The sequence below is a fragment of the Blautia glucerasea genome, assembly GCF_013304385.1.
GTDB lineage: Bacteria > Bacillota > Clostridia > Lachnospirales > Lachnospiraceae > Blautia_A > Blautia_A ammoniilytica.
Window position 1 is genome coordinate 1 of the sequence record NZ_JAAITU010000052.1, and the last position, 25,051, is coordinate 25,051.

25 protein-coding genes are annotated in these 25,051 nt (G+C 43.3%); 23 read left to right on the plus strand and 2 right to left on the minus strand.

Annotated elements, in window-relative coordinates; translation table 11 throughout:
- Positions 1 to 237 precede the first annotated feature (237 nt).
- From G5B11_RS15925 to G5B11_RS15955, 7 genes are all read left to right on the plus strand, one after another.
- Entirely contained in the window at positions 238 to 1,218 is a 981-nt protein-coding gene (locus tag G5B11_RS15925; RefSeq protein WP_173729026.1) for an AraC family transcriptional regulator, read from the plus strand.
- Between the two features lie 111 nt (positions 1,219 to 1,329).
- Entirely contained in the window at positions 1,330 to 2,631 is a 1,302-nt protein-coding gene (locus G5B11_RS15930) for a BMP family ABC transporter substrate-binding protein (protein WP_244093047.1), read from the plus strand.
- A gap of 72 nt (positions 2,632 to 2,703) precedes the next feature.
- On the plus strand, positions 2,704 to 4,293 hold the full coding sequence (locus G5B11_RS15935) for an ABC transporter ATP-binding protein (protein WP_158420073.1): 1,590 nt from the start codon (positions 2,704 to 2,706) through the stop codon (positions 4,291 to 4,293).
- Positions 4,290 to 5,399: an ABC transporter permease gene (locus G5B11_RS15940; protein WP_173729027.1), complete on the plus strand. Its 1,110-nt coding sequence runs from the start codon at positions 4,290 to 4,292 to the stop codon at positions 5,397 to 5,399. The genes G5B11_RS15935 and G5B11_RS15940 overlap by 4 nt, the downstream gene beginning before the upstream one ends.
- Positions 5,396 to 6,388, plus strand: coding sequence for an ABC transporter permease (locus G5B11_RS15945; RefSeq protein WP_158420075.1), 993 nt, complete (start codon positions 5,396 to 5,398; stop codon positions 6,386 to 6,388). The genes G5B11_RS15940 and G5B11_RS15945 overlap by 4 nt, the downstream gene beginning before the upstream one ends.
- A 150-nt stretch (positions 6,389 to 6,538) precedes the next feature.
- Positions 6,539 to 7,912 carry a hypothetical protein gene (locus G5B11_RS15950; RefSeq protein WP_173729028.1) on the plus strand — a complete coding sequence of 458 codons (1,374 nt, stop codon included), beginning with the start codon at positions 6,539 to 6,541 and terminating at the stop codon, positions 7,910 to 7,912.
- A 132-nt stretch (positions 7,913 to 8,044) separates the two neighbouring features.
- Positions 8,045 to 9,436, plus strand: coding sequence for a uracil-xanthine permease family protein (locus G5B11_RS15955; protein ID WP_158420077.1), 1,392 nt, complete (start codon positions 8,045 to 8,047; stop codon positions 9,434 to 9,436).
- An 81-nt stretch (positions 9,437 to 9,517) separates the two neighbouring features.
- On the opposite strand, the gene G5B11_RS15960 is transcribed toward G5B11_RS15955, so the two are convergent.
- A complete protein-coding gene (locus G5B11_RS15960) occupies positions 9,518 to 10,195 on the minus strand; it encodes a GTP pyrophosphokinase (RefSeq protein WP_173729029.1) in 678 nt (225 codons plus the stop codon).
- Positions 10,196 to 10,364: 169 nt separating this feature from the next.
- Between G5B11_RS15960 and G5B11_RS15965 the strand changes: the two genes are divergently transcribed.
- The 15 genes from G5B11_RS15965 to G5B11_RS16035 all read left to right on the plus strand — a co-directional run bounded on the left by G5B11_RS15965 (position 10,365) and on the right by G5B11_RS16035 (position 24,179).
- A complete protein-coding gene (locus G5B11_RS15965) occupies positions 10,365 to 11,591 on the plus strand; it encodes a 6-phosphofructokinase (protein WP_173729030.1) in 1,227 nt (408 codons plus the stop codon).
- 15 nt (positions 11,592 to 11,606) lie between these two features.
- Positions 11,607 to 12,935 (plus strand): MATE family efflux transporter, encoded by a 1,329-nt coding sequence (locus tag G5B11_RS15970; RefSeq protein WP_173729031.1) that lies wholly within the window; start codon positions 11,607 to 11,609, stop codon positions 12,933 to 12,935.
- 54 nt (positions 12,936 to 12,989) lie between these two features.
- A complete protein-coding gene (locus G5B11_RS15975; protein WP_173729032.1) occupies positions 12,990 to 13,331 on the plus strand; it encodes a hypothetical protein in 342 nt (113 codons plus the stop codon).
- Positions 13,291 to 14,571: a vWA domain-containing protein gene (locus G5B11_RS15980; protein ID WP_244093048.1), complete on the plus strand. Its 1,281-nt coding sequence runs from the start codon at positions 13,291 to 13,293 to the stop codon at positions 14,569 to 14,571. Before G5B11_RS15975 ends, G5B11_RS15980 begins: the two co-directional genes overlap by 41 nt.
- 48 nt (positions 14,572 to 14,619) lie before the next feature.
- Positions 14,620 to 16,158 carry an ATP-binding protein gene (locus tag G5B11_RS15985; RefSeq protein ID WP_244093049.1) on the plus strand — a complete coding sequence of 513 codons (1,539 nt, stop codon included), beginning with the start codon at positions 14,620 to 14,622 and terminating at the stop codon, positions 16,156 to 16,158.
- A gap of 226 nt (positions 16,159 to 16,384) precedes the next feature.
- Positions 16,385 to 17,215: a class B sortase gene (gene srtB, locus G5B11_RS15990; protein WP_158420082.1), complete on the plus strand. Its 831-nt coding sequence runs from the start codon at positions 16,385 to 16,387 to the stop codon at positions 17,213 to 17,215.
- Positions 17,216 to 17,233: 18 nt separating this feature from the next.
- Positions 17,234 to 17,983 carry an NAD-dependent protein deacylase gene (locus tag G5B11_RS15995; RefSeq protein ID WP_158420083.1) on the plus strand — a complete coding sequence of 250 codons (750 nt, stop codon included), beginning with the start codon at positions 17,234 to 17,236 and terminating at the stop codon, positions 17,981 to 17,983.
- Entirely contained in the window at positions 17,967 to 18,164 is a 198-nt protein-coding gene (locus tag G5B11_RS16000; RefSeq protein WP_173729033.1) for a DUF951 domain-containing protein, read from the plus strand. Before G5B11_RS15995 ends, G5B11_RS16000 begins: the two co-directional genes overlap by 17 nt.
- 194 nt (positions 18,165 to 18,358) lie before the next feature.
- Positions 18,359 to 18,646, plus strand: coding sequence for a 30S ribosomal protein S6 (rpsF, locus tag G5B11_RS16005; protein WP_158420085.1), 288 nt, complete (start codon positions 18,359 to 18,361; stop codon positions 18,644 to 18,646).
- 69 nt (positions 18,647 to 18,715) lie between these two features.
- On the plus strand, positions 18,716 to 19,171 hold the full coding sequence (locus G5B11_RS16010; RefSeq protein WP_158420086.1) for a single-stranded DNA-binding protein: 456 nt from the start codon (positions 18,716 to 18,718) through the stop codon (positions 19,169 to 19,171).
- A 54-nt stretch (positions 19,172 to 19,225) separates the two neighbouring features.
- Complete coding sequence (rpsR, locus tag G5B11_RS16015; RefSeq protein ID WP_158420087.1) at positions 19,226 to 19,492, plus strand: 30S ribosomal protein S18; 267 nt, start codon at positions 19,226 to 19,228, stop codon at positions 19,490 to 19,492.
- A gap of 170 nt (positions 19,493 to 19,662) precedes the next feature.
- Entirely contained in the window at positions 19,663 to 21,720 is a 2,058-nt protein-coding gene (locus tag G5B11_RS16020; RefSeq protein WP_158420088.1) for a DHH family phosphoesterase, read from the plus strand.
- A complete protein-coding gene (gene rplI, locus G5B11_RS16025; protein WP_158420089.1) occupies positions 21,717 to 22,166 on the plus strand; it encodes a 50S ribosomal protein L9 in 450 nt (149 codons plus the stop codon). Before G5B11_RS16020 ends, rplI begins: the two co-directional genes overlap by 4 nt.
- 7 nt (positions 22,167 to 22,173) lie before the next feature.
- Entirely contained in the window at positions 22,174 to 23,502 is a 1,329-nt protein-coding gene (dnaB, locus tag G5B11_RS16030; RefSeq protein ID WP_173729034.1) for a replicative DNA helicase, read from the plus strand.
- Positions 23,503 to 23,624: 122 nt separating this feature from the next.
- The gene (locus G5B11_RS16035) at positions 23,625 to 24,179 is read left to right on the plus strand and encodes a MerR family transcriptional regulator (RefSeq protein ID WP_330603157.1); all 555 of its coding nucleotides are present in this window, start codon (positions 23,625 to 23,627) and stop codon (positions 24,177 to 24,179) included.
- Between the two features lie 78 nt (positions 24,180 to 24,257).
- Here the strand turns inward: G5B11_RS16035 and G5B11_RS16040 are convergent, their stop codons facing one another.
- Entirely contained in the window at positions 24,258 to 24,428 is a 171-nt protein-coding gene (locus tag G5B11_RS16040; RefSeq protein WP_158420092.1) for a DUF362 domain-containing protein, read from the minus strand.
- Between the two features lie 241 nt (positions 24,429 to 24,669).
- On the opposite strand from G5B11_RS16040, the gene G5B11_RS16045 reads away from it, so the two are divergent.
- Entirely contained in the window at positions 24,670 to 24,870 is a 201-nt protein-coding gene (locus G5B11_RS16045) for a DUF1858 domain-containing protein (protein WP_158420093.1), read from the plus strand.
- Positions 24,871 to 25,051: the final 181 nt, after the last annotated feature.

Genomic DNA, 25,051 nt, shown 5'->3' on the forward strand with positions numbered 1-25,051 from the left:
TTAGAGTAAATTCCACCGCATAAGCGGGCGGTGGAATTTAAAGTTTCATTTTAGGAAACTGTACTAATCTATAGAAACGGTTGCTATCCATAAGAAAGAATGATAATATAAAACAGCAGGCTGCTGCATGGAATATCTTAAAAAGATATTTTGCAGCAGCCTGCTGTTTTATATGCGTGCCTGGGCGGTGCACATTTCAGAAGAAAAAGATTTGGTAAACAACTATAAGGAGAAAACATGCAAAAGGAATTGCTGGAACAGCTGCGAAAGATCACAGAAGAAGAGAAGAAGATTCTTGAAGGACAGGAAGTAGACAAGGATCTGTATACTTCAGGCAGGGATTTTATTGTAGACAGCAGAAAAATGCTTGAAGAAGGTAAATTGATCACTGTAAGGACCCATACAAGGTTTGTGCATTTCCCGCCTCATAAGCATAATTATGTGGAGGTGCTGTATGTATGCATGGGATCTGTGACCAATATTATTGACGGCAGGGAAGTAGTACTTAAAACAGGAGAGCTTCTTTTTCTGAATCAGTATACTAGTCATGAGATTCTTCCGGCAGGGGTGGATGACATCGTGATCAATTTTATGGTTTTGCCCCAGTTTTTTGATGTGGCATATTCTATGGCAGGAGCAGGAAATTTTCTTGCTGATTTTCTGGTAAATGTGCTGCGTCGTGATGAGGAAAGAGGAGAATATCTTCATTTTAAGGTGGCAGAAAATCTGCAGATCCAGAATCTTCTGGAAAATATGATATACTCCATTGTTACCGGGAAAGGGGAGGACAACCGGATCAACCAGACCACCATGGGACTGATTTTCCTGTATCTTTTGGATTCTGTCCAGTATGTGGAGATGCGGATTCCAAATCCTTATGAAAATATGATCTTCATGACTACCCTGAATTATATAGAGCAACAGTATAGGACAGCTACTCTTACTGAGCTGTGTGAAATGCTGAAGCTTCCCATTCATGTTTTGAGCAAAATGATCAAGAAGACCACAGGCTTTAATTTCAAGGATCTGCTTCAGAGAAAGCGGCTGAATAAGGCCGCAGAGCTTTTGTGTGATACAGATCTGTCTGTAAGCGATATTATTGCAGTAGTGGGATATGAAAATGGCAGTTATTTTCACAGGGTTTTCAAAAATAGATATTGTATGACACCGAAGGAATTCAGAACAAAAAATCAAAAAAAAGGTTGGATACGGTTGTAAATTTGGTGAAAATTCAAACTTATTTTTTGGTAGAAATAGTTGACATTGAGAAATAAAAAAAATAAAATAAAGTTGAAATTTACCAAACCACTTAAAAAGGAGGAAGATTTTATGAAAAAAAGCATGAAAAAAGTTGTCAGCCTTCTTCTTGCAGCAGTAATGGTCATTTCTATGATCGCCTTTACTTCTGTTGTTTATGCCGCTGACGACAGCGTAGAAGTGGATCCGGACTTTAAGATGGGTGTGATCCTCATCGGTGATGAGACAGAGGGTTATTCCGCAGCTCACATCGCAGGTATCAAGGCAGCAGCCAAAGAGCTTGGTCTTGATGACAGCCAGATTATCTGGAAGTACAAAGTACCGGAAGACCAGACCTGTTATGATTCCGCAGTTGACCTTGTAGGGCAGGGATGCAGCATGGTAGTTGCAAACAGCTATGGACATCAGACATTCATGGCACAGGCAGCACAGGAATATCCGGACGTTACATTTGTTTCCATGACAGGTGATTTCGCAGCCATCAGCGGATGCGAGAACTTAAAGAATGCATTCACAAACATTTATGAAGCACGTTATGTGTCTGGCGTTGTTGCCGGTCTGAAGCTGCAGCAGCTTCTGGACGACGGAACACTTACAGAAGAGACACAGCCGGACAGCTTTGATGCAGATGGCAATGTTAAGATCGGTTACGTAGGTGCATTCAGCTATGCAGAGGTTGTATCTGGTTATACAGCATTCTTCCTCGGAGTTCGCAGTGTAGTTCCTAATGTGGTAATGGAAGTAAAATACACTAACTCCTGGTTTGATATTGACAAAGAGGGTGCAGCAGCAGAGGCACTGATCGCAAATGGTTCTGTGATCATCGGACAGCATGCAGATTCCACAGGTGCTCCGGCGGCTACCCAGAAGCTTCTTGACAGTGGTAAGATCTGCTATTCTGTTGGTTATAACATCGACATGATCGCAACTGCTCCTACAGCGGCTCTTACATCTGCAACCAATAACTGGGAAGCATATTACAAATATGCAATTGCTACCGTTATGAGTGGCGGCGATCTTGAGCAGGATTGGTCCAAGGGATTTGCAGATAATGCTGTAGGCATTACAGATCTTGGTGAGTCCTGTGCAGAAGGCACGGCAGAGTACGTAGAGGATGTTGAGAATAAGATCAAAGATGGTTCTCTTCAGATATTTGATACATCTACGTTTACAGTTGACGGTGAAGAAGTTACAAGTGCACCTTGTGATCTTTCATTCATGGATTTCTCCACAGATCCGGCATCTGTTATTTACCAGGGAGATACAGTGGAAGCCATTGAGGATGGACATTTTGCAGAGTCTACCTTCAGAAGCGCACCATATTTCACACTTCGTATTGATGGAATCACAGAGGACGCAGAAGCAGTAGAGTAATTTAGCTGGTATACAAAGGGGTTGCTGCATAGACTGCAAGGTTCATGCGGCAGCCCTCTTTATTTGTCTGGGATGCAAAAGCCCCCGCATACAGACAGATATACAGAAGGGAGGCATAGGAGTTTGGAATATGCAATTCAGTTGACGAATGTTACTAAAACATTCGGTAAGGTGATTGCCAATAAAGGCGTAACACTGAACGTAAGGAAGGGTGAGATCCTGTCCCTGCTGGGCGAGAACGGAAGCGGGAAGACCACACTTATGAATATGATCGCAGGTATTTATTTCCCGGATTCAGGAGAGATCCGTGTGAACGGAACACCTGTGGAGATACGTTCTCCCAAGGATGCCTACGATCTTGGCATCGGAATGATCCATCAGCATTTTAAGCTGATCGATGTGTTCTCAGCAGTTGAGAATATTGCCCTTGGACTTGAGAAAAAAGAAAAATTTGATATGAAAGTTATCAGGGCCAAGGCAAAGGCCATCTGTGAAAAGTATCACTTTGATCTGGATCTGGACCAGAAAGTATATGAGATGAGTGTATCTCAGAAGCAGACTCTGGAGATCGTCAAGGTTCTGTACAGAGGTGCAGAGATCCTGATTCTGGATGAGCCTACTGCAGTACTTACCCCACAGGAAACAGAAAGATTGTTCGCTGTGATCCGCAATATGAAGAAGGATCACAAGTCTGTGATCATTATTACACATAAGCTGCATGAAGTGCTGGCTATCTCAGACCGGGTGGCGATCCTGAGAAAAGGGGAATATGTGGATACAGTTGAGACAAAAGACGCTACTGAAGGGTCTCTTACGGAGATGATGGTAGGAAAAAAGGTAGAGCTGAATATTGAACGTACCCAGCCAAAGGATACAGTAAAACGTCTTTCTGTTTCTAATCTTACTGTTTATAACCGGGAAGGCGTAAAGGTATTGGATGATGTAAGCTTTGATGCTTATGGCGGTGAGATCCTTGGCATTGCCGGTATTTCCGGGAATGGACAGAAAGAGCTGTTGGAGTCCATTGCAGGTCTTCAGGTCACTGCCGAGGGAAGCAGCATAAAGTTCTACGAAAAAGGAAAAGAAGATAAGCCGCTGCAGCTGATCGGCAAAACACCAAAGAAGATCCGTGATGCAGGAGTTCATCTTGCTTTTGTTCCGGAGGATCGTCTGGGAATGGGACTGGTTGGCTCTATGGGCATGACCGGAAACATGCTTTTGAAGACCTATGGTGCAGGCCGTTCATTCCTTACAGAGATGAAAGGACCTAAGAAGATGGCTGAGAAGGTCCGTGAAGAGCTGGAAGTAGTTACACCAAGCATCAATACTCCGGTATCCAGACTGTCCGGTGGTAATGTGCAGAAGGTTCTTGTCGGCCGTGAGATTGCAGAAGAGCCTACAGTCCTTATGACCGCTTATGCAGTGCGTGGACTTGATATTAATACTTCTTATACTATTTACAATCTGTTGGATGAAGAAAAACGCCATGGTGTGGCAGTGGTATACGTAGGTGAGGATCTGGACGTACTGATCGACCTGTGTGACAGGATCCTTGTTCTGTGTGATGGAAAAGCAAACGGAATGGTAGATGCACGTACGATCACAAAGGAAGAAGTAGGTCTTCTTATGACAAATCTGAGAAAGGCTGGTGCACAGGAATGAGCAGTGAAACTAAGAAAATAAAAGAGCCTTTTGTACGTATCATCAAGCGGGATGGCGCTTCTATAGGGAATAAAGTGCTGATCCGTGCGCTTGCCATTGTACTCGCACTTGTAGTGGATGCAATTTTTATCTTTGCTGTTACAGGGCTGAATCCTATTTCCGTATACGGGGTTATGTTTAATGGAACCTTTATGACATCCATTCGTTTTTCATGGGCACTTCGTGATCTGGTAACCCTGCTTTGTATTGGTATTGCATTGGCGCCTGCATTTAAAATGAAATTCTGGAATATCGGTGCAGAAGGACAGGTTCTTGCAGGCGGTCTTGCCACAGCACTGGTTATGGTAAAATGCGGACAGAGTCTTCCAACACCTGCATTGCTTCTGGTTATGTTTCTTGCAAGCATTATTGCAGGAGGTATCTGGGGACTGATCCCTGCAGTTTTTAAGGCATATTGGAATACAAATGAGACTTTGTTTACTTTGATGATGAACTATGTGGCAACCAGTATCGTTGCCTGTATGACCAACATTATGCGTGGAAAGGCATCCAGCCTTGGAAAACTGAATATGTCTACTCAGGCAGGCTGGTTCCCCCAGTTTTTCGGACAGCGTTATAACATTAATATCCTGGTTGTGTTTATCCTGATGATTGTAATGTATTTTTATCTGAAATATTCCAAGCAGGGATATGAGATCACTGTTGTTGGAGAGTCTGAAAATACAGCCAGATATGCTGGTATTAATGTTAAATGGGTAACGATCCGTACCATGCTGATATCCGGTGCGATCTGCGGACTTGCAGGTTTCCTGGTTGTGGCAGGAAGAGATCAGACGATTTCCACATCCTCTGCCGGAGGACAGGGATTTACTGCTATTATTGTTGCATGGCTGGCCAAGTTTAATACCTTTTACATGGCATTGATTTCCTTCCTTCTTGTTTTCCTTTCCAGAGGAGCAGCAGAGATCGCTTCTGCTTACAGCCTGAATGATTATGCTGCAAGTATTATCGAAGGTGTTATTCTGTTCTTTATCCTGGGAAGTGAGTTTTTCATTAATTACAAAATGGTATTTCGTGGTTCAAAACAGAAGGAGGTGCAGGAATGAGTACGTTAATTGCATGGATCATCCGGGCGATTCCTTTTGGAACGATCATTATGTTTGGATCTATGGGTGAGACAATCACAGAAAAATCAGGAAATCTTAACTTAGGTGTACCTGGGATCATGTATCTGGGAGGCTTTGCCGGATTTGCAAGTTCTTATTACTATGAGAAATTATCCTCAGATCCAAAGGGCTGGATCTGTGTGATCATTGCCCTGTTTGCAGCCATTGCTGCTTCTGCATTTGGAGGATTGATTTTCAGCTTCCTGACCATCACCCTGCGTGCCAACCAGAATGTGACAGGTCTTGCTCTTACTACCTTTGGTATGGGAGTTGCCAATTTTTTTGGCGTATTTATTTTAAATGGAGCCAGCTATACAGCTGCACCTCTTGCCTATTCTGCATTTTCAAAGAAGATCCCCTTCCTTTCTTCCAAGCTTGGGATCGTAAGCAAGGTAGTATTTCCTTATGGATTCCTTGCATATGCAGCTATCATTGTTGCCATTGTGCTTCATTATTTTCTGAATAAGACCAGGGTAGGACTGAATCTGCGTGCAGTTGGCGAGAATCCGGGAACTGCAGATGCAGCAGGTATTAATGTAACAAAATACAAATATCTGGCTACCTGTGTCGGGGCAGGTTTGTCTGGTATCGGCGGTCTTTATTATGTGCTGGATTACAATCAGGGGATCTGGGCAACTACCGGGCAGATCGAGGCTCTTGGATGGCTGGCAGTAGCACTTGTTATCTTTACTACATGGAAGCCTTTAAATGGTATTTGGGGAGCTTATCTTTTCGGTATGCTGTACTGGCTGTATCAGTTCCTTCCCAATATGCTGGGAGTGAAGGTGGCCGGATATGTGACGGATCTTGTACAAATGGTGCCTTATGTAGTGACCATTATTGTGTTGGTGGTTGTAAGTTTTCGGAAGAAGAAGGAGAATCAGCCTCCGGAAAGTCTTGGACTTTCTTATTTCCGCGAAGAACGATAAACGTGAAATCTTTGTGACTTTTAAAGGGGAATGTTTACATTCTCCTTTTTTTTATGCTATAGTAACCATACGGCAGTGGTACAGTAACAAAGAAATTGATGGATTTAGGATTACATGCTTTTATGTGTATTCAAGAAAGGAATTTTGTGAATGATTAAGCGTAAATATCTTGCAGCATGCCTTGTGGCAGCCCTTTTTGTGGCCGGCTGTGGCAGTAACAGTGCAGAAAAGAAAGAAACAACAGAAACAAAAGAAACTACAGAAGCAACAGATGCACCAGATCAGGAGTCTGCTTCTGAAGAGGATGCACAGGATGAAACTGCAGCAGATGATAGTGGTGAAGCAGATGATAGTACAGATGAGGACGAACAGGATCTGACAGATGCGGAGGAAGATGAGGATACCGGACTGGAGGAGGAAGATCTTTCTAAGGTAGTTCCGGCAGATTATCTGGTCCAGGATGCGGACAAGTATGTGACTCTTGGGGAAACCAAGGATCTGGAGGCTGTTCAGTACACATATGAGATCACCGATGATATGGTACAGGATGAGATTGATTCTGAACTTTCCGAGGCATCTGAGGAGATCTCCACAGACAAGCCTTCTGTAGAGGGAGATACCGTATACTTTACAATGACTTATAAAGTAGAAGGGGATGATTCCCAGGATGGTGAGGAAGAGGATTCTTCAGTGATCCTTGGCCAGGAGGATTATGGTGCTGAATTCGATGAGAAGCTTACAGGCGTATCCGCAGGGGATAAGCTGGACTTTTCCATTTCTTATGATGAAGATATGTGGATGGAGGAATGGGCCGGACAGACGGTAGATTTTTCCATTGAGGTTTCTGATGTGGTACAGGTAGAAGTACCTGAGTACAACCTGGATTATGTAAAAGAAAATACAGAATATACAACTCTTGAAGAGTATGAGCAGTCCATTAGGGAATATCTGGAGGAGGAATATACCAGCAGAAGCTATTATGATGTAACAGAGTCCCTGTTGGAGACAGCGATGGCAAATGCTACATTCGACGGATATCCACAGGAGCTGTATGATCAGTGCAAAGAAGAGATCCTTTCCAGCTATTCCATGTTTGTAGGAGAGGATAATACTATTGATGATGTGCTGGAGATGTTTGGCATTACTGATGAGGATGTACAGTCAGAAACAGAGAAGCTTGTAAACAGATATCTGTTTATCAGTGCATACTGTAAAGCCAATGACATTACTGCAGACGGAGAGGAATACAAGGATTATGTAACAAAGAATGCAGACTATTACGGAGAGGATGCGGCTTCTTTTGAGGTCGGTTATACCAGAGAATATCTGGTAGAGAATCTGTATGATGAAAAGGTAAAAGAATTGTTATATGATTCTGCAAAGATCACTGAGAAACCATCTACAGAAGCCCCCGCTGAAGAGGCTGAAGCTACAGATGAGGAGATCGGTGAGGGAGATGACTTGATGCTGGACGAGATCCAGGATGAAGAAGAATTAGCTCAGGATGAATCTGTATCAGAATAGAAGATTGGCTTAGTTACTTGGCTTAGGACGTAGCAGCATCAGAATAGGAAGAAGAATTGCTTTTTTGTACATGAGATGGTATGATTGAATCAAGAATGCTGAAAGTATTCAAAAACACATTGGGAGGTTGTGATGAAGAGGGGCAGTATTTTTGAAACAGATGGGATTCCCCGTCTTACAGAAGCATTTCCGCTTGCTATGCAGCATGTAGTAGCTATGATCGTAGGGTGCGTTACGCCGGCAATTATTATTTCCGGAGCAATTCCTGGGGGCCTTTCCAGAGAAGAACAGGTAATTCTGATTCAGTCTGCATTGGTGATGGCAGCGTTGTCTACGCTGCTGCAGCTTTTTCCAATTGGAGGAAAAGCCAGGTTTGCTATTGGATCAGGATTGCCCATCATCATGGGAGTAAGCTTTGCTTATGTTCCCAGTATGCAGGCAATCGCAGAGTCTTATGGGATTGCAGCGATTATGGGAGCAGAACTGGCAGGCGGTTTTGTGGCTGTGGTAATGGGATTGCTGGTAAAGAAGATCAGGGTCTTTTTTCCACCATTGATCACTGGAACGGTTGTATTTACCATTGGTCTGTCATTATATCCCACTGCCATCAACTACATGGCTGGCGGGGTCAGCAGTCCGGACTATGGCTCCTGGCAGAACTGGGCGATTGCATTCTTTACATTGATCGTAGTAACCGTGCTGAATCATTTCGGGAAAGGGATCTGGAAGCTGGCATCTATTCTGATCGGCATCATTGCAGGATACCTGGTGGCGATTCCTTTTGGAATGGTTGATTTTTCAAGTATAGGAGAAGCCGGAGTCTGCCAGCTTCCGTCTCTGCTTCATTTTGGCATTGAGTTTGAGCCATCTTCTTGTATTGCCATCGGTATATTGTTTGCTATCAATTCCATCCAGGCCATTGGTGATTATTCAGCAACGACCATCGGTGCTATGGACAGAACTCCGAAGGATGAGGAATTGCAGAAAGGAATTATCGGCTACGGTATTTCTAATATTGTGGGAGCCTTGGCTGGAGGTTTGCCCACTGCCACATACAGTCAGAATGTGGGAATTGTTACTACTACAAAGGTAATTAACCGGTGGGTACTGGGATTGGCGGCTGTGATCCTTGGTATTGCAGGGATTGTTCCCAAGTTTTCGGCCATTCTTACTACGATTCCCCAGTGTGTTCTTGGAGGTGCTACAGTTTCTGTATTTGCATCCATTGCTATGACAGGTATGAAGCTGGTAGCTTCAGCAGAAATGGATTACCGGAATTCATCCATCGTTGGTCTTGCAGCAGCACTGGGAATGGGAGTGTCTCAGGCAACTGCAGCACTGGCTGGCTTTCCGGCGTGGGTTACCACCATTTTTGGGAAATCCCCGGTGGTGCTGGCAACGATTATAGCGGTGATCATGAACATTATCCTTCCAAAGACACGGGAAGAAGAGAAGGAAGAGGCACAACAAAAGATTGAAATCAAACATAAGCTGGATGAAGATCACAAAGAATTCGGTGAATAAAAGTAAAAACTAAATATGAATTAAGAAAGAGTGTGCTGATACAGAAATGTGCAGCACACTCTTTTTGATAAAATAAAAGCCTTATAAATCGTGAAATTGTCCGATCATGTCTTTGATATGCTGCATTTCATTATCCATCTCGATCATGGCATGAGCAGATTCTAAAAGCTCTGCACTGATCTGATCATAGCCTTCCATCTCTTCGATGCCCTTTTTGTAACGCAGCTGATGCTCCAGAGTAGCCCAAAAATCCATGCCATTGGTACGAATCTGGATTTCCGCCCGCATAGGTGTTTTTCCGCGGGAAAAGAAAACAGGGACCTCAACGATCATATGATAACTGCGATAGCCATTGGGCTTGGGATTCTTTATATAATCCTTGATCTTCAGTATCTTGATATCATCCTGGCTGGCCAGCAGATCTGCAACCGTATAAATATCGTCAATGAATGCACAGACCACCCGGATACCGGCAACATCATTCAATTGTTCCTGAATATTCTCTGCAGAAAATTCATAGCCAAGCTTTTGAAGTTTCCGGTAAATACTTTCAGGCTTTTTGACTCTTGTCTTAATAAAAGAAATAGGATTCCTTTTATTTTCAATGGAAAATTCATCATTCAGTACTTCCAGTTTGGTCTGGAGTTCCCGGATGGTGCAGCGGTACATCATCATAAGATCACTGAACTTAGCAGCATTTTTGATAAATCTTTCTGGATCCGGTGTATCCAGAAAAGGGAGATTAAGTTTGTTGTCCATATGTAAAACCTTCTTTTTATGTTATTGTGTAATGCGTATCATTATTTCAATTATAAGGGATAAAAAGGATATAGTAAAGCAATGAATGGCTATATCACATTTACTTTTTAGAGATTTTCATATATAATGAGAGGACTGATTTACAGATCTTAAGAAGGAGGGCTATGATATGGACAGAAAAAATCTGATCGTAGGACAGTCAGGAGGACCGACAGCTGTAATCAACAGCAGTCTTTATGGCATTGTTAAAGGGGGAAGAGATCAGGCTGAAGTTGACCGTATTTATGGAATGGTAAATGGAATTGAGGGATTTCTGAAGGGGCAGGTAATGGATTTTGACGTGGCGCTTCCGGGGGAAGATTTGGAAACATTGAAATATACACCAGGGGCATATCTTGGCTCCTGCAGACATAAGCTTCCTGAAAATCTGGATGATCTGGCATATAAGCAGATCTTTGCCAGCTTTCATGATATGAATATTGGCTACTTTGTATATATAGGCGGCAATGATTCCATGGATACAGTAAGTAAGCTGTCACGGTATGGAGAAAGGATCGGCAGTGATGTGCGGATCCTGGGGATTCCAAAGACCATTGATAATGACCTGGTGAAGACAGACCATACACCAGGATATGGAAGTGCTGCCAGATATGTGGCATCCACAGTGCGGGAGATTGTTATTGATGCTAATGTTTATGAGAAAAAATCTGTTACAATTGTTGAAATCATGGGCCGTCATGCAGGCTGGCTGACTGCTGCTTCCGTGCTTGCCAGGAAATATTCAGGAGATAATCCGCTTCTAGTATATTTGCCGGAAAAGGCTTTTGACACTGAAAAATTCCTGATGGATGTGGAGCATGCTTTTGATAAGAACTGTAATGTGGTGGTATGTGTATCCGAAGGGATCAGGGATGAAAAAGGAACCTTTATCTGCGAATATGAGAATGATGTATGCACTGATAATTTCGGGCACAAAATGCTTACAGGCTGCGGAAAGTATCTTGAAAATCTGGTACGAAGCCGTCTTCAGGTAAAGGTAAGGTCTGTAGAACTGAATGTAAATCAGAGATGCTCTACAGCTATGCTCTCTGCTGCAGACCAGAAAGAGGCTATGGAGGCCGGAGCATTTGGCGTAAAGGCTGCTGTACAGGGTGAAACCGGAAAGATGGTGTCCTTTATACGAGACAGCGAAAAGGATGAATATGTACTGAATTATGGGTTGGAAGATGTAAATGAGATCTGCAATAAAGAAAAGCCTGTTCCTGTTTCATGGATCGCAGAATCTGGCAATGATATGACAGACGATTTTATACAGTATGCAATGCCTTTGATCCAGGGAGTGGTTTCCCTTCCCTTGGATGATAATGGCCTTCCTCTTTTCGCATATAGAAAATAAGAAAGGTTTTTGTTTATGAAGATCAGATTATCCGATCATTTTAGTTATGGAAGACTGTTAAGATTTACACTTCCTTCTATAGTGACAATGGTAATAGCATCGTTATACAGCGTGGTAGACGGACTGTTTGTGTCTAATCTTGTTGGCGATATGGCACTTTCTGCAGTAAATATCGCTTTTCCTATTGCTATGATCATAGGAGCCATAGGCTTTATGCTGGGTACCGGCGGCAGCGCTTTGGTAGCCAGGACATTAGGGGAAGGCAATAAAGAACTGGCAGACAGGTATTTTTCCATGATCATCTATACGATCATGATTGTGGGAGGTCTGCTTTCCGTTATCACAGTGTTGCTTGTTGAGCCTATTATGTGGGCTGCCGGTGCCAGTGAGCTTCTGATTGATGACTGTATCAGCTATGGAGCAGTTCTACTTGCAGGAAGTGTTCCCTTTATGCTTCAGACCAGTTTCCAGAATTTTTTTGTGGTCAGCGAACGGCCAATGCTAGGACTGGTGCTTTCCATACTGTCCGGGATCACCAATATGGTTCTGGATTATGTATTTATTGCAGTTTTGGGCCTGGGGATCACTGGTGCAGGCCTTGCTACAGTGATGGGCTATGTGGTAGGCGGTATTTTGCCTCTTTTCTTTTTCCTTAAGAAAAGGGAACGTGCCCTTCACCTTACGAAGACTCGTTTCTATCCAAGACAGCTGCTTCTGGCCTGTTCCAATGGTTCTTCTGAGCTTTTAAGTAATATTTCAGCATCTGTGATCGGTATTTTATATAATATCCAGCTGATGCGGATCATCGGCGAGAGTGGTGTGGCTGCTTATTCGGTTATGATGTACGTGGATTTTGTATTTGTAGCAGCATTTCTGGGTTTTTCGGCTGGCAGCGCACCGATTGTCAGCTATCAGTATGGGGCAGGAAATCATCAGGAACTTCACAATATTTTCAGGAAAAGCCTGACTGTGATCGGCATTACTTCTGTGGCAATGGTGGCTGTTTCAGAAGGCGTCAGTCATCCGCTGTCTGTTGCTTTTGTAGGATACAATCAGCAGCTGCTTGACATGACGGTTGGAGGCTTTCGTATTTTTGCATTGGGCTACCTGTTTTGCGGGATCAATATTTATGCTTCTTCTTTTTTTACTGCACTATGTAATGGAATGGTTTCTGCATTGCTTTCTTTCACAAGATCTTTCCTTTTACGTGGTGGTCTGGTGATCCTGATGCCTTTGTTATTTGGATTGAATGGTATCTGGGGCGCGGTTGTAGTTGCAGAAGGGCTGGGAGCTGTGATGGCTGTGGCTTTTCTTTTGAAATACAGGAAACGGTATAGATATTGATGACAGACATTATAGGTTATGGTACTCTGAAAGGGACAGGAAAGGACGCTGGTTATGGAAGATGAAACATACCACAGGTTCCGAAGTGCCAGGCAAGAGCCGGTCCGGCTGCAGGCAGCATTGGACGGCTTTTTTGCTTTTGATGGAGAGGATGAACGGCAGAAGGAATATACTTTTTACCTGAAAAAAAGGATCCGTCCGGCAATGGAGGCGCTGATCAGGAGTCAGCAGATTGAACAGATGGAAATACTGGCTGAACAGGGCTGGTATGGCAAAAAGGAACTGGAGACTTTCATACGGACTGCCAGGGAAGAAGGCAGATTACAAGCCCTGGTCTGGTTAATGAAGGAGAAAAATGACAGATACGGATATGAAGACAGAGAATATGATTTATAGGACAACTCCCTGGAAACATGCTTATGACAGCAGCCAGGCACAGATCGGCATACAGATCCTTGAATATTGTCGGAATCAGTTGTTTTTATCGTATCCCTCTTTTGAACAGGCACTGTTTATTTTACAGTGGGAAGCAGATGACAGAATTGCCGGGATAGGGACGGATGGAGTAAAAATATTATTTTCCCCTGTATGGCTTCTACAGAAATATCAGGAGGATCCAGGGACTGTTACAAAGGCTTATCTGCATATGATCCTGCACTGTATTTATCTGCATCCCTTTTTTGCAGGGAAGGAGCAGGAAAATCTGTGGGATCTTGCCTGTGACATATTCGTAGAAAGGATCTGCACATCCATTACCGGGAATGAGGTTGGGGGACATCAAGAGCAGGATCTTTCTCCTTATCGGATCTATGACACATTGTGCTGTCTTAAGAAAGAAGAGCAGTTAAAACTGGAAAAAAGTATAAGAATAGATGATCACAGCTTATGGAGAGAAAAGCAGACAGGTGCTAAGGCAATCTGGAAGAAATGGGAAGAGGTTCTTTTGTCCATGTCCAGAGGAAAAGAGAAAAAGAAACTGTGGGCTGGTATGTCTCCAGGCATGCGCCAGGAGGAAATAAGGCTTGCAGGCAGGATGGATTATGACTACCGGGATTTTCTTCAGAAATATTTTCATATACGGGAAGAAGTAAAGCTGGATACGGAAAGCTTTGATTATATATTTTATAACTATGGTATGGAGTACTATGGGGATGTTCCACTGATCGAACCATTGGAATATCAGGAAGCCAGCCGGCTTTCCCAGCTGGTGATTGCCATTGATACCTCAGGCTCCTGTTCAGCTGCTATCGTACAAAGGTTTCTGGAGGAAACATATAGTATTTTAAGCAGCAAAGAAAACTTTTTTAGTGAGATGGAGGTATATCTGATCCAGTGTGACTGCTGTATCCAAAAAATAGATGTGATCCGCAGAGAAGAGGACTGGAGAAAACTGGAAGACAAAATAGAGATCCAGGGACGTGGAGGAACAGATTTTTGTCCGGTTTTCCGCTATGTGGATCAGCTTCGGAAGGAAGGTCAGCTTAAGGATCTGGGGGCTTTGATCTATTTTACAGATGGGGACGGAGTCTATCCGGAAGAAAGGCCGGACTATGATACAGCCTTTGTATTTTTGAAGGATACAGATTCCTTGAAAATGGTTCCATCCTGGGCTTACGTATTAAAGGTGTGGACTTAACAGAGAATAATCGGGAAAACGGCAAGCAGCTGTCTGCAGGGAGCAAAGATGATGAATATTAAAGAGGCAAAACAAGAAATTGTGAATACACTGCATGCATATTTGAAAAAGGATGAAGAAGGGAATTATACATATCCGCTGGTACATCAACGACCTTTATTCCTGATAGGGGCACCTGGCATTGGTAAAACCGCTATTATGGAGCAGGTAGCGAAGGAAGAAAATATAGGTCTTGTTTCTTATACAATGACACATCATACCCGTCAGAGCGCAGTAGGACTTCCCAAAATCGTTTCCAGGGAATATGAGGGCATTTCCATGGATGTTACGGAATATACCATGAGTGAGATCATTGCAGCTGTATATGCCAAGATGGAAAGTACAGGAAAGAAGGAAGGAATCCTGTTTCTGGATGAGATCAATTGTGTGTCTGAGACACTTGCACCAGCCATGCTTCAGTTTCTTCAGAATAAGACCTTTGGCGGACATAAGGTACCGGCAGGGTGGCTGATCGTAGCAGCAGGTAATCCATCAGGATATAACAAGTCTGTCCGGGAGTTTGATATTGTAACTTTGGACCGGGTCCGGAAGATGGAGATCCAGCCGGATCTGGAGGCTTGGATGGAATATGCCTGGCAAAATAAGATCCATGGAGCAGTGCTTTCTTATCTTAATATCCATAGGGACAGTTTTTACTACATAAGGAGCAGCCGGGAGGAAAAAGCCTTTGTTACAGCAAGAGGATGGGAGGATTTGTCCAGGATCCTGAAAAGCTACGAAGATCTGGATATCCAAGTGACTGAAAATCTGATCTGTCAGTTCATTCAGGAAAAGGAAATTGGCAGGGATTTCGCTTCTTATTACCAGATTTATCAAAAGTATGGCACAGATTATGGAATCCACCAGATTCTGGACGGAAGCCTTTCAAAGCACATGGAGGAAGAAAAGCTGGATATGGCCGGGAATGGATCGGCAGAAGAACGGCTTACTGTTACCGGGCTTTTTCTGCAAGATCTGAATGAAAGGCTGATGTGTGCAGATACAGGCAAAAAGCGGCTGTCTCTTCTTTATGATAAACTGTATGCACTGAAAAATAACCCCATAACAGATAAGAACGCAAAGTCCGAAGCAGATAGCTGGTTTGGACAGTATATAAAGGATCAGAAGAAAAGCTTTGAAGTACGAAAAACGTCAGGTCTCCTTTCCATGGAGGAAGCGTTGCTGGAGAGACAGACGATTGCATGCATGGAAAGATATGATCTGGAACTGAGGAAACTTCATATTACCAAAAGAGAAGAGCAATTTGAGAGAATAAAGATATTCTTTCAGGAAGAGAAGCAGAAAACAGAAGTTCTTTGTGCCCAGACAGGACATGCCCTTTTAAGAGCTTTTGACTTTATGGAAAAGGCCTTTGGGGATGGAGCAGAGATGATGCTTATGGTAACCAGGCTTACCGGGAATCCGCTGGCGTCTGCCTTTATTGCAGAGCATGGCTGTGCACCCTATTTTAAGTACAGTGACAAGCTTCTGCCGGGAAAACAGCAGCAGCTTTTACAGGCCTGTGAGCAGGCTTTGAAGTCAAGATAATACTTGCAACTTCCGGGAGGGATTACTATAATTATATCAGCTGGGAGATGACTCCCACCTCTATAGGTGGCGAGTAACAAGCTGGTATCAGTGGTGGGAGTCAATCCCCCAGCTGATATAGCCTCCGGCAGGATTGCAGAGGTGCGCAGGAGAAGTATGTCATGCAATTGCATGACGCGCACCTCGCAGCAAGAATGCCGAGGCATTCTTGAAGAGGAGGCGCGCTATGAAGGATAATAAAAAGAAAAAAAAGAAAACCGCCGGTGATGTGGTGCTTACTCTGGTACTGCTTCTGGCTGTGGGAGTTTTTTGTTATGCAGCCTTTAATTTGTACCACATTTACACAGAGTACAAAAAGGGCTCTGACGAATATAACCAGATCGCACAGATGGCAGTGACAGAGCGTGATCCTGATGAGGATCCAATCGACATGGAGACAGACGATGAAAAGAAATCTGATCTGAAAGCACCTATGAAGATTGATTTTGATACTCTTCGCAGTGTGAATACGGATGTGATTGGATGGATTTATGTGGAAGCACTGGATAATGTAAGTTATCCTATTGTGAAGGGAAAGGATAACAGTACTTATCTTCACATGACCTATGAGAAGAATTACAATTTTGCAGGCACGATTTTCATTGACTATGAGAATTCCGGAGATTTTAACGATTGTAATACACTGGTATACGGACACAATATGAAGAATGGTTCTATGTTCGGACAGCTGAAAAAATTCAGTAAAGACCCGGAAACATACAAGAAAAGCAAATATTTCTGGATTTTTACACCTGAGAAGGATTATCGGTATGAGATTATTTCCGCTTATGTTACAGCGGTAAATAGTGATACATATACATTGTTTAAAGGACCTGGTAAGGAATTTCAGGATTATCTGGACAAGATGCCAACTCTTTCAGAGATCCAGACCACACCAGGTACGCTTACCATACAGGACAAGATCGTTACACTTTCTACCTGTACAGGCAACGAATCCACCAGATATGTGGTACAGGGTAAAAGAGTTGATACTTTGGATGTAGAAAAGGATAATTAGTATGAGGAGGCTGTAGTGATGGAGAATGGGATAGCGAAACTGCAGGAGCTTGTGGATCAGTATGATAATATTGTATTCTTTGGCGGAGCGGGTGTTTCCACAGAAAGCGGGATCCCGGATTTCAGAAGTCAGGACGGGCTGTATAATCAGACCTATGATTATCCGCCGGAGACGATCTTAAGCCATACTTTTTTTATGAGAAAGCCGGAAGAGTTTTTCAGGTTTTACAGAGATAAGATGCTGTGTGATACTGCAAAGCCAAATGCAGCTCACCAGAAGCTGGCAGAGCTGGAAAGGGCTGGCAGGCTTAAGGCTGTGATCACCCAGAATATTGATAATCTTCACCAGATGGCCGGAAGCCGGAATGTTCTGGAACTTCATGGCAGTGTATATAGGAATTACTGCATGAAATGCCGGAAGTTTTATGATTTTTCTTATATGAAACATTCAGAAGGAGTGCCTAGATGCAGCTGTGGCGGGATTATTAAGCCAGACGTTGTCCTCTATGAGGAAGGGCTGGATACACATACCATTGAAGAGGCAGTGAAGGCTATTTCCCAGGCACAGGTACTGATTATCGGCGGGACGTCCCTGGCTGTATATCCGGCAGCAGGATTGATCGATTATTTTCAGGGAGATCATCTGGTAGTGATCAACAAGTCACCTACACCGAGAGACCGGTATGCAGATCTTCTGATCCAGGAGCCGATTGGGCAGGTGTTTTCACAATTACAGGTAAAGGAGCATAGTCATGGGACTTCTTTATGAAGTGGGAGATATTGTCACGCTGAAAAAAACACATCCCTGTGGCAGCAAAGACTGGGAGATCCTTCGTGTAGGGGCGGATTTCAGGCTGAAATGTACAGGATGCGGCCACCAGATCATGGTGCCGCGGAAGATGGTGGAGAAAAATACCAGGAATCTGCAGAAAAAATCACAAGATCAATGACACAGGGAAAACTAAAATAGCATAAAGCATAAAAAGCATAAGAATAATTATAAAGAGAATAAAAATCATTAGAAAAAGAAAAATAGGGCTTTACATAGCCGGGAAAATGTGTTAAAATCAACAATCGTGATATATTCATATCCTTGCTCTTTGACAGGCAAAGGGCCAATAGACCATAAGGAGGTAAGACAGGCATGAACAAGTACGAGTTAGCATTAGTTGTGAGTGCAAAAGTTGAGGACGAAGTACGTGATGCAGTTGTTGAGAAAGCTAAAGGCTACATCACACGTTACAATGGCACAATCACAGAAGTTGAAGAATGGGGTAAGAAGAAATTAGCTTACGAGATTCAGAAAATGCATGAAGGCTTCTACTACTTCATTCAGTTTGAAGCAGATGCTCAGTGTCCGGCAGAAGTAGAAAGACATATGCGTATCATGGACAATGTATTAAGATACTTAGTTGTCAGAAAAGACGCATAAGCTTTTGGCAATTAATCAGAAAGCACCATTAAGAACCCGTTCAACCGATCATCGAAAGAGGTAAATAGAATGAACAAAGTAATTTTAATGGGACGCTTAACAAGAGACCCTGAAGTAAGATATTCCGCAGGGGAGAATGCACTGGCAATTGCCAGATATACATTGGCAGTAGACAGGAGGTTTCGTCGTGATGGCGAGGCATCCGCTGATTTTATCAGCTGTGTATCTTTTGGACGTACAGCAGAGTTTGCTGAGAAGTATTTCCGACAGGGACTGAAGATTGCGGTTACAGGCCGTATTCAGACCGGCAGTTATACCAACCGTGACGGCCAGAAGGTTTATACAACAGAGGTTGTAGTTGAGGAGCAGGAGTTTGCAGAGAGTAAATCTTCCAGTGATTCCTATGCAGCATCCCATCCTCAGAACAGTGCTGCGGCACCATCTATGCCTACACCAAGTGCGGCAAGTGCAGACGGATTTATGAACATCCCTGATGGAATTGACGAGGAACTGCCTTTTAATTAGGTATTTCTCAGACGAACAAACGGATGATAACAAGAAGATAGGAGGAAGCTAATCATGGCTTACAGCAATAGAGGCGAAAGACCGGATTCTCCCATGAAGAGAAGAGGCGGACGCAGAAGAAAAAAAGTTTGTGTATTCTGTGGCAAAGAGAATAACGAGATCGATTACAAAGATGTAGCAAAGTTAAGAAAGTATGTTTCTGAAAGAGGAAAGATCCTTCCAAGAAGAATTACAGGTAACTGTGCAAAACATCAGAGAGCTCTTACTGTAGCAGTTAAGAGAGCACGTCATTTGGCATTAATGCCATACATCCAGGACTAATTTCCTGAATGCAGCAATGCAGATGTTTGGAAGCCTTCAAATGCTTATTTTATGAGCATTTGAGGGCTTTTTCTTATTTTACTTGGGTATGGAAATATTTCCATGAATCTGGTATAATATATAGGTCCACGTAAAATTGGTTTTATCTATGTAATAGAATGGGAAAAATCATGAAAGAAAAATTAAAATTCAGAGGGCCATTGAAACAATATATGCGGACCCCTATGTACCTGGCAATTCTGCTTCTTGGACTGAATATTCTGGTATATATGGTTAATATCAGGGCAGGACTTTTAGTATCCCTGGGACTGGCTGTGTACTTACTGATCGTTCTGCTGATCTATATTCACCACAAGCCAATGATTCTCAACGCCCTGGTTGCATTTACCACACAATACAATGCCCTGGAGAAACGTATGCTGGAGGATCTGGCACTGCCCTTTGCCATTATGGATACCAACGGCAGGATGGTCTGGTCCAATCGGCTGTTTGCAAGCCTGATGGGGAAAGACCAGTTGTACAATAAGAATATAGCTACCCTTCTTCCGGATATTACCCAGGAGAAGCTGCCAGTGCCGGGGCAGAAGGACATAACAGAAGTAACCACCGGCTTAGGGAACGAGATCTACAGGGTATCTATGCAGTGTATCACCATGAAGGATGTGGTTGAGCATACAGATATTCTGGAGAAGCTGCAGAATGATTTGAGTCTGATTGCCCTGTATCTTTATGACGAGACAGAATTGCAGGAATATATCCAGAAGAATGAAGATGACAAGCTGGTTGTAGCCTTGGCGTATCTGGATAATTATGAAGAAGCGCTGGATAGCGTGGAGGATGTACGCCGTTCTCTTTTGATCGCGTTGATCGACAGGAAGATCACCAAGTATTTTTCAAATTTTGATGGCGTTGTTCGTAAGCTGGAAAAAGACAAATATTTCCTGATCATGCGTCAGAGTTCCCTCGAAGCATTAAAGGAACAGAGATTCCATATTCTGGATGAGGTAAAAACGGTTAATATCGGTAATGAAATGGCTGTTACCTTAAGTATCGGTATTGGATTGAACGGATCTACTTATCTGCAGAATTATGAGTATTCCAGGATTGCCATCGAAATGGCACTTGGCCGTGGAGGCGATCAGGTGGTGATCAAGAATGGCAATACCATCACATACTTTGGCGGTAAGGCACAACAGATGGAAAAGGCAACTAGAGTGAAGGCACGGGTAAAGGCACAGGCCCTTAAGGAATTTATGAGTACCAAGGATCGTGTTGTGGTTATGGGACATAAGATCACAGATGTGGATGCATTAGGAGCAGCCATTGGTATATACCGTGCCGGGAAGACACTTGGAAAGCCGGTGCATATTGTGGTGAATGATCCTACCACATCCATTCGTCCTTTGATGGCAGGTTATGTGGGAAGTCCGGATTATGAGCCATCTATGTTTGTAGATGCAGATCAGGCCAAGGATCTTGTGGACAATAACACAGTTGTGGTTGTTGTAGATACCAACAAGCCAAGTTATACAGAGTGTGAGGATCTTTTATACCTTACAAAGACCATTGTAGTACTGGATCATCACAGAAGGGGCAGTGAAGTGATACAGAATGCAGTACTCTCTTATGTGGAGCCGTATGCTTCTTCTACCTGTGAGATGGTAGCTGAGATTCTTCAATATTTTTCAGACGATCTTCGCCTGCGGAGCATGGAGGCAGACTGCTTGTATGCCGGCATTGTGATCGATACCAACAATTTTACCACCAGAGCAGGTGTACGTACCTTTGAAGCAGCAGCGTTTCTTAGAAGGAATGGAGCAGATATTACCAGAGTGCGTAAGATGCTGCGGGATGATATTGATTCTTACAAGGCAAGGGCAGAGGTTGTGCGTACTGCCAGCATTTATAGGAAATGCTTTGCCATTGCAAAATGCCCAAGCGAAGGCTTGGAAAGCCCTACCGTTGTAGGGGCACAGGCTGCTAATGAGCTTCTGAATATTGCAGGAGTAAAGGCTTCTTTCGTACTTACTCCATACAACAAAGAAGTATATGTAAGTGCCCGTGCCATTGATGAAGTGAATGTACAGATCATGATGGAGCGGATGGGCGGAGGCGGTCATCTGAATATTGCCGGTGCACAGCTGAAGGAAAGTCTTGACGAGGCGGAGTTGATGCTGAAAGCAATCATAGATCAATTATACGAAGAAGGAGAATTTAAGGAATCATGAAAGTAATTTTACTGGAAGATGTAAAGTCCCTCGGGAAAAAGGGCGAAATCGTAAATGTAAGTGACGGATATGCAAGAAATATGATCCTTCCAAAGAAGCTTGGAGTAGAAGCTACACCTAAGAATCTGAATGACCTGAAGCTTCAGAAAGCCAATGCAGAAAAGGTTGCACAGGAAAATTTCGAGGCAGCACAGGCTTTTGCAAAGGAGCTTGAAACAAAAGAGATCATTCTTACTTTGAAAGTAGGAGAAGGTGGAAGAACCTTTGGTTCTATTTCTGGTAAAGAGATTTCTGAAGCGGCTAAGAAGCAGCTGAATCTTGAAATCGATAAAAAGAAACTGCAGCTTTCATCCCCCATTCGTAACCTTGGCGTTACCAATGTTCCGGTGCGCCTTCATCCAAAGGTAACTGGAAGCCTGAAAGTATGGGTAAAAGAGGAGCAGTAAGTATTTCATGGAAGAAGCATTGATCAAACGGATACTTCCGCACAGTATTGAGGCAGAGCAGTCAGTGATTGGCGCCATGATCCTTGACAGGGATGCGATCCTGGTTGCCTCTGAGATCCTGACAAGCGATGATTTTTATCAGAAGCAGTATGGGATTATTTTTGATGCAATGGTAGAACTTTGCAATGAAGGAAAGCCGGTAGATCTGATCACCCTGCAGAATCGTCTTAAGGAAAAAGAACTGCCACCGGATATCAGCAGCATGGAATATGTGCGTGATCTTCTGACTGCAGTACCTACCTCTGCGAATATTAAATATTATGCAAATATCGTCAGTGAGAAAGCGGTTCTCAGACGTCTGATCAAAGCCAATGAAGAGGTGGAGAATGCCTGCTATCTGGAAAAAGACAGCACACAGACTATCCTGGAGGAAGCAGAGAAAAAGCTGTTCAATATTTTGCAGCGGCGTACCAGTGAAGAATTTGTGCCTATCCAGCAGGTAGTGCTTAATTCTATCAGCAATATTGAGAAGGCGTCTAAGCTGAAAGGTACTGTTACCGGTATTCCTACCGGTTTTGTAGACCTGGATTACAAGACCTCCGGCATGCATGGGTCAGATCTGGTGCTGATCGCTGCCAGGCCTTCTATGGGAAAGACTGCTTTTGTATTGAATATTGCCCAGTATATGGCTTTCCGCAAGGATATAACAGTAGCAATTTTCAGTCTTGAGATGTCAAAGGAGCAGCTGGTGAACCGTCTGCTTGCCATGGAATCTCATGTGGATTCACAGAATCTGCGTACAGGTAATCTGAAAGATGAGGATTGGACAAAGCTTGTGGAAGGCGCAGACATTATCGGACGATCCAACTTGATCATCGATGATACGCCTGGTATTTCTATTGCAGAGCTTCGTTCCAAGTGCAGGAAATATAAGCTGGAGCATAATCTTGGGATTGTTATGATCGACTACCTTCAGCTGATGAGCGGATCCGGCAAAACAGATTCCAGACAGCAGGAGATTTCAGATATTTCCAGATCCTTGAAGGCTCTTGCCAGGGAGCTGTCAGTGCCTGTGATCGCATTGTCACAGCTAAGCCGTGCAGTAGAGCAAAGACCTGACCATAGACCAATGCTTTCTGACCTGCGTGAGTCGGGAGCCATTGAGCAGGATGCGGATGTGGTAATGTTTATTTACAGAGATGACTATTATCACAAAGATACAGAGAAAAAGGATATTGCTGAGATCATTATTGCCAAACAGAGAAATGGTCCTATCGGTACGGTTGAACTGGTATGGCTGCCAAGATATACACAGTTTGTAAATATGAAAAAGTAAGGCGGATTTTGTCAATCGCTTTTTCTTGCAATCTATTACCCCTTTGTTATAATTAAAACAAGATGCAGGTGTGCGATACAAACCATATTGGACACAGGTGCATTACAAAAAGGAGGGGTAGCGTGGATAAGCGATATACGGTAGCACAGACCGTCCAGATCACAGGCTTAAAGCCATATGTTCTTCGATACTGGGAAGAAGAACTGGATCTGAGAATCGGAAGAAATGAGCTTGGACACAGATACTACACCGGATATGATATTCAGTTGTTTATGAATATTCAGGAACTTAAGAAAAGAGGACTGCAGCTTAAGGCCATTAAGGAACTGGTTCCCCAGATTGCCAGGAATGCTCCTGGGATGAGCCAGAGTAAGGTCAGGCTTTTGGAAGATACTTCTGTTCAGGTGTATACTGATCAGGAAAAAGATCAGGATACAGATCAGGAGGAAAGACAGAGATGTAAAGAACTGCCGCCAGCCAGCGAGGATTCAGGGAAGATCCTGGAGTTCCAACAAATCCTGGAAAGACTGATCCAACAGGAACTTCACACTCAGAATGACGGAGAGGCAAGATGCCGCTCTATTGATGCAGCTATCCGCAGACAGCAGCTTGCAAGGAAGGAAGCTGCCGTAGCAATAGAAAAGAAGAATAAAAAGAAACATAAAATACATATGTGATCAGTGAGACTTGTCTCAGATCATAAATGAAAAATGGCTGCCGCATATAGCGACAGCCATTTGATCGTTCTTAGGAAATTATTCCTGGCTGATAGCGCCTGTAGGACAGACATCAGCGCAAGTTCCACACTCAACACATGCATCTGCATCGATCACGTAATGATCATCACCCTGAGAAATAGCCTCGTTAGGGCATTCGCTTTCGCATGTTCCACAGCTTACACATTCATCAGAAATTACATATGCCATAGTTATATCCTCCTTTAATCTCTTTTGTACCCTTAACCGGGTTCTGAATCTATTCTAATATATCTATCGTTGGATTACAAGTATAAAATTATAAACAAAATTTTAGAACTGTAAATGTTGATTCCTGTAAAAAATCGTATTATAATAGACAAGGGTGGAGACTCTTTATAAGGACTGCAGATGTGGTTCTTTTACAGATAATGATTCTCTCCAGATTTGCGAATAAAGGAGGAAACAGATCATGGCACAGGTGACAAAGCAGATGCTCATCGGCGAACTGCTTCAGTTAGATCCTAACATTGCAGGGGTTCTTATGAGAGCCGGTATGCACTGCATCGGCTGCCCGTCTTCCCAGATGGAGTCTCTTGAAGAGGCTGCTATGGTGCACGGGATGGACGTAGATGTCCTGGTAGAGCAGATCAACGATTTTCTTGCTCAGTAATTTGCACACTATATAGACGAATGTGCATCTGTTTATAGAGGAGTCTTTGTAGACAGAGCGAACAGGTAAAGAGAATGCCGTATCAGTTACAGTTTTTTAGAACTGCAGCTTATACGGCATTTTTAATACGGCTTTAGCCTGTTCAAAATGTCTACGCAGCGTGTAGGCATTTTGAACTATA

Excerpts from the sequence above, each read along its gene's own strand:
- G5B11_RS15930 (WP_244093047.1), top strand. The coding sequence starts at position 1,330 with ATGAAAAAAAGCATGAAAAAAGTTGTCAGCCTTCTTCTTGCAGCAGTA.
- G5B11_RS15960 (WP_173729029.1), bottom strand. The coding sequence starts at position 10,195 with ATGGACAACAAACTTAATCTCCCTTTTCTGGATACACCGGATCCAGAA.
- G5B11_RS15955 (WP_158420077.1), top strand. The coding sequence starts at position 8,045 with ATGAAGAGGGGCAGTATTTTTGAAACAGATGGGATTCCCCGTCTTACA.
- G5B11_RS16040 (WP_158420092.1), bottom strand. The coding sequence starts at position 24,428 with ATGGCATATGTAATTTCTGATGAATGTGTAAGCTGTGGAACATGCGAA.
- G5B11_RS15970 (WP_173729031.1), top strand. The coding sequence starts at position 11,607 with ATGAAGATCAGATTATCCGATCATTTTAGTTATGGAAGACTGTTAAGA.
- G5B11_RS16010 (WP_158420086.1), top strand. The coding sequence starts at position 18,716 with ATGAACAAAGTAATTTTAATGGGACGCTTAACAAGAGACCCTGAAGTA.
- G5B11_RS16045 (WP_158420093.1), top strand. The coding sequence starts at position 24,670 with ATGGCACAGGTGACAAAGCAGATGCTCATCGGCGAACTGCTTCAGTTA.
- rpsR (WP_158420087.1), top strand. The coding sequence starts at position 19,226 with ATGGCTTACAGCAATAGAGGCGAAAGACCGGATTCTCCCATGAAGAGA.
- G5B11_RS15995 (WP_158420083.1), top strand. The coding sequence starts at position 17,234 with ATGGAGAATGGGATAGCGAAACTGCAGGAGCTTGTGGATCAGTATGAT.
- srtB (WP_158420082.1), top strand. The coding sequence starts at position 16,385 with ATGAAGGATAATAAAAAGAAAAAAAAGAAAACCGCCGGTGATGTGGTG.
- G5B11_RS16000 (WP_173729033.1), top strand. The coding sequence starts at position 17,967 with ATGGGACTTCTTTATGAAGTGGGAGATATTGTCACGCTGAAAAAAACA.
- G5B11_RS16020 (WP_158420088.1), top strand. The coding sequence starts at position 19,663 with ATGAAAGAAAAATTAAAATTCAGAGGGCCATTGAAACAATATATGCGG.
- G5B11_RS15945 (WP_158420075.1), top strand. The coding sequence starts at position 5,396 with ATGAGTACGTTAATTGCATGGATCATCCGGGCGATTCCTTTTGGAACG.
- G5B11_RS15985 (WP_244093049.1), top strand. The coding sequence starts at position 14,620 with ATGATGAATATTAAAGAGGCAAAACAAGAAATTGTGAATACACTGCAT.
- G5B11_RS15975 (WP_173729032.1), top strand. The coding sequence starts at position 12,990 with ATGGAAGATGAAACATACCACAGGTTCCGAAGTGCCAGGCAAGAGCCG.
- rpsF (WP_158420085.1), top strand. The coding sequence starts at position 18,359 with ATGAACAAGTACGAGTTAGCATTAGTTGTGAGTGCAAAAGTTGAGGAC.
- G5B11_RS15965 (WP_173729030.1), top strand. The coding sequence starts at position 10,365 with ATGGACAGAAAAAATCTGATCGTAGGACAGTCAGGAGGACCGACAGCT.
- G5B11_RS15950 (WP_173729028.1), top strand. The coding sequence starts at position 6,539 with ATGATTAAGCGTAAATATCTTGCAGCATGCCTTGTGGCAGCCCTTTTT.
- G5B11_RS15940 (WP_173729027.1), top strand. The coding sequence starts at position 4,290 with ATGAGCAGTGAAACTAAGAAAATAAAAGAGCCTTTTGTACGTATCATC.
- rplI (WP_158420089.1), top strand. The coding sequence starts at position 21,717 with ATGAAAGTAATTTTACTGGAAGATGTAAAGTCCCTCGGGAAAAAGGGC.
- dnaB (WP_173729034.1), top strand. The coding sequence starts at position 22,174 with ATGGAAGAAGCATTGATCAAACGGATACTTCCGCACAGTATTGAGGCA.
- G5B11_RS15935 (WP_158420073.1), top strand. The coding sequence starts at position 2,704 with ATGCAAAAGCCCCCGCATACAGACAGATATACAGAAGGGAGGCATAGG.
- G5B11_RS15925 (WP_173729026.1), top strand. The coding sequence starts at position 238 with ATGCAAAAGGAATTGCTGGAACAGCTGCGAAAGATCACAGAAGAAGAG.
- G5B11_RS15980 (WP_244093048.1), top strand. The coding sequence starts at position 13,291 with ATGACAGATACGGATATGAAGACAGAGAATATGATTTATAGGACAACT.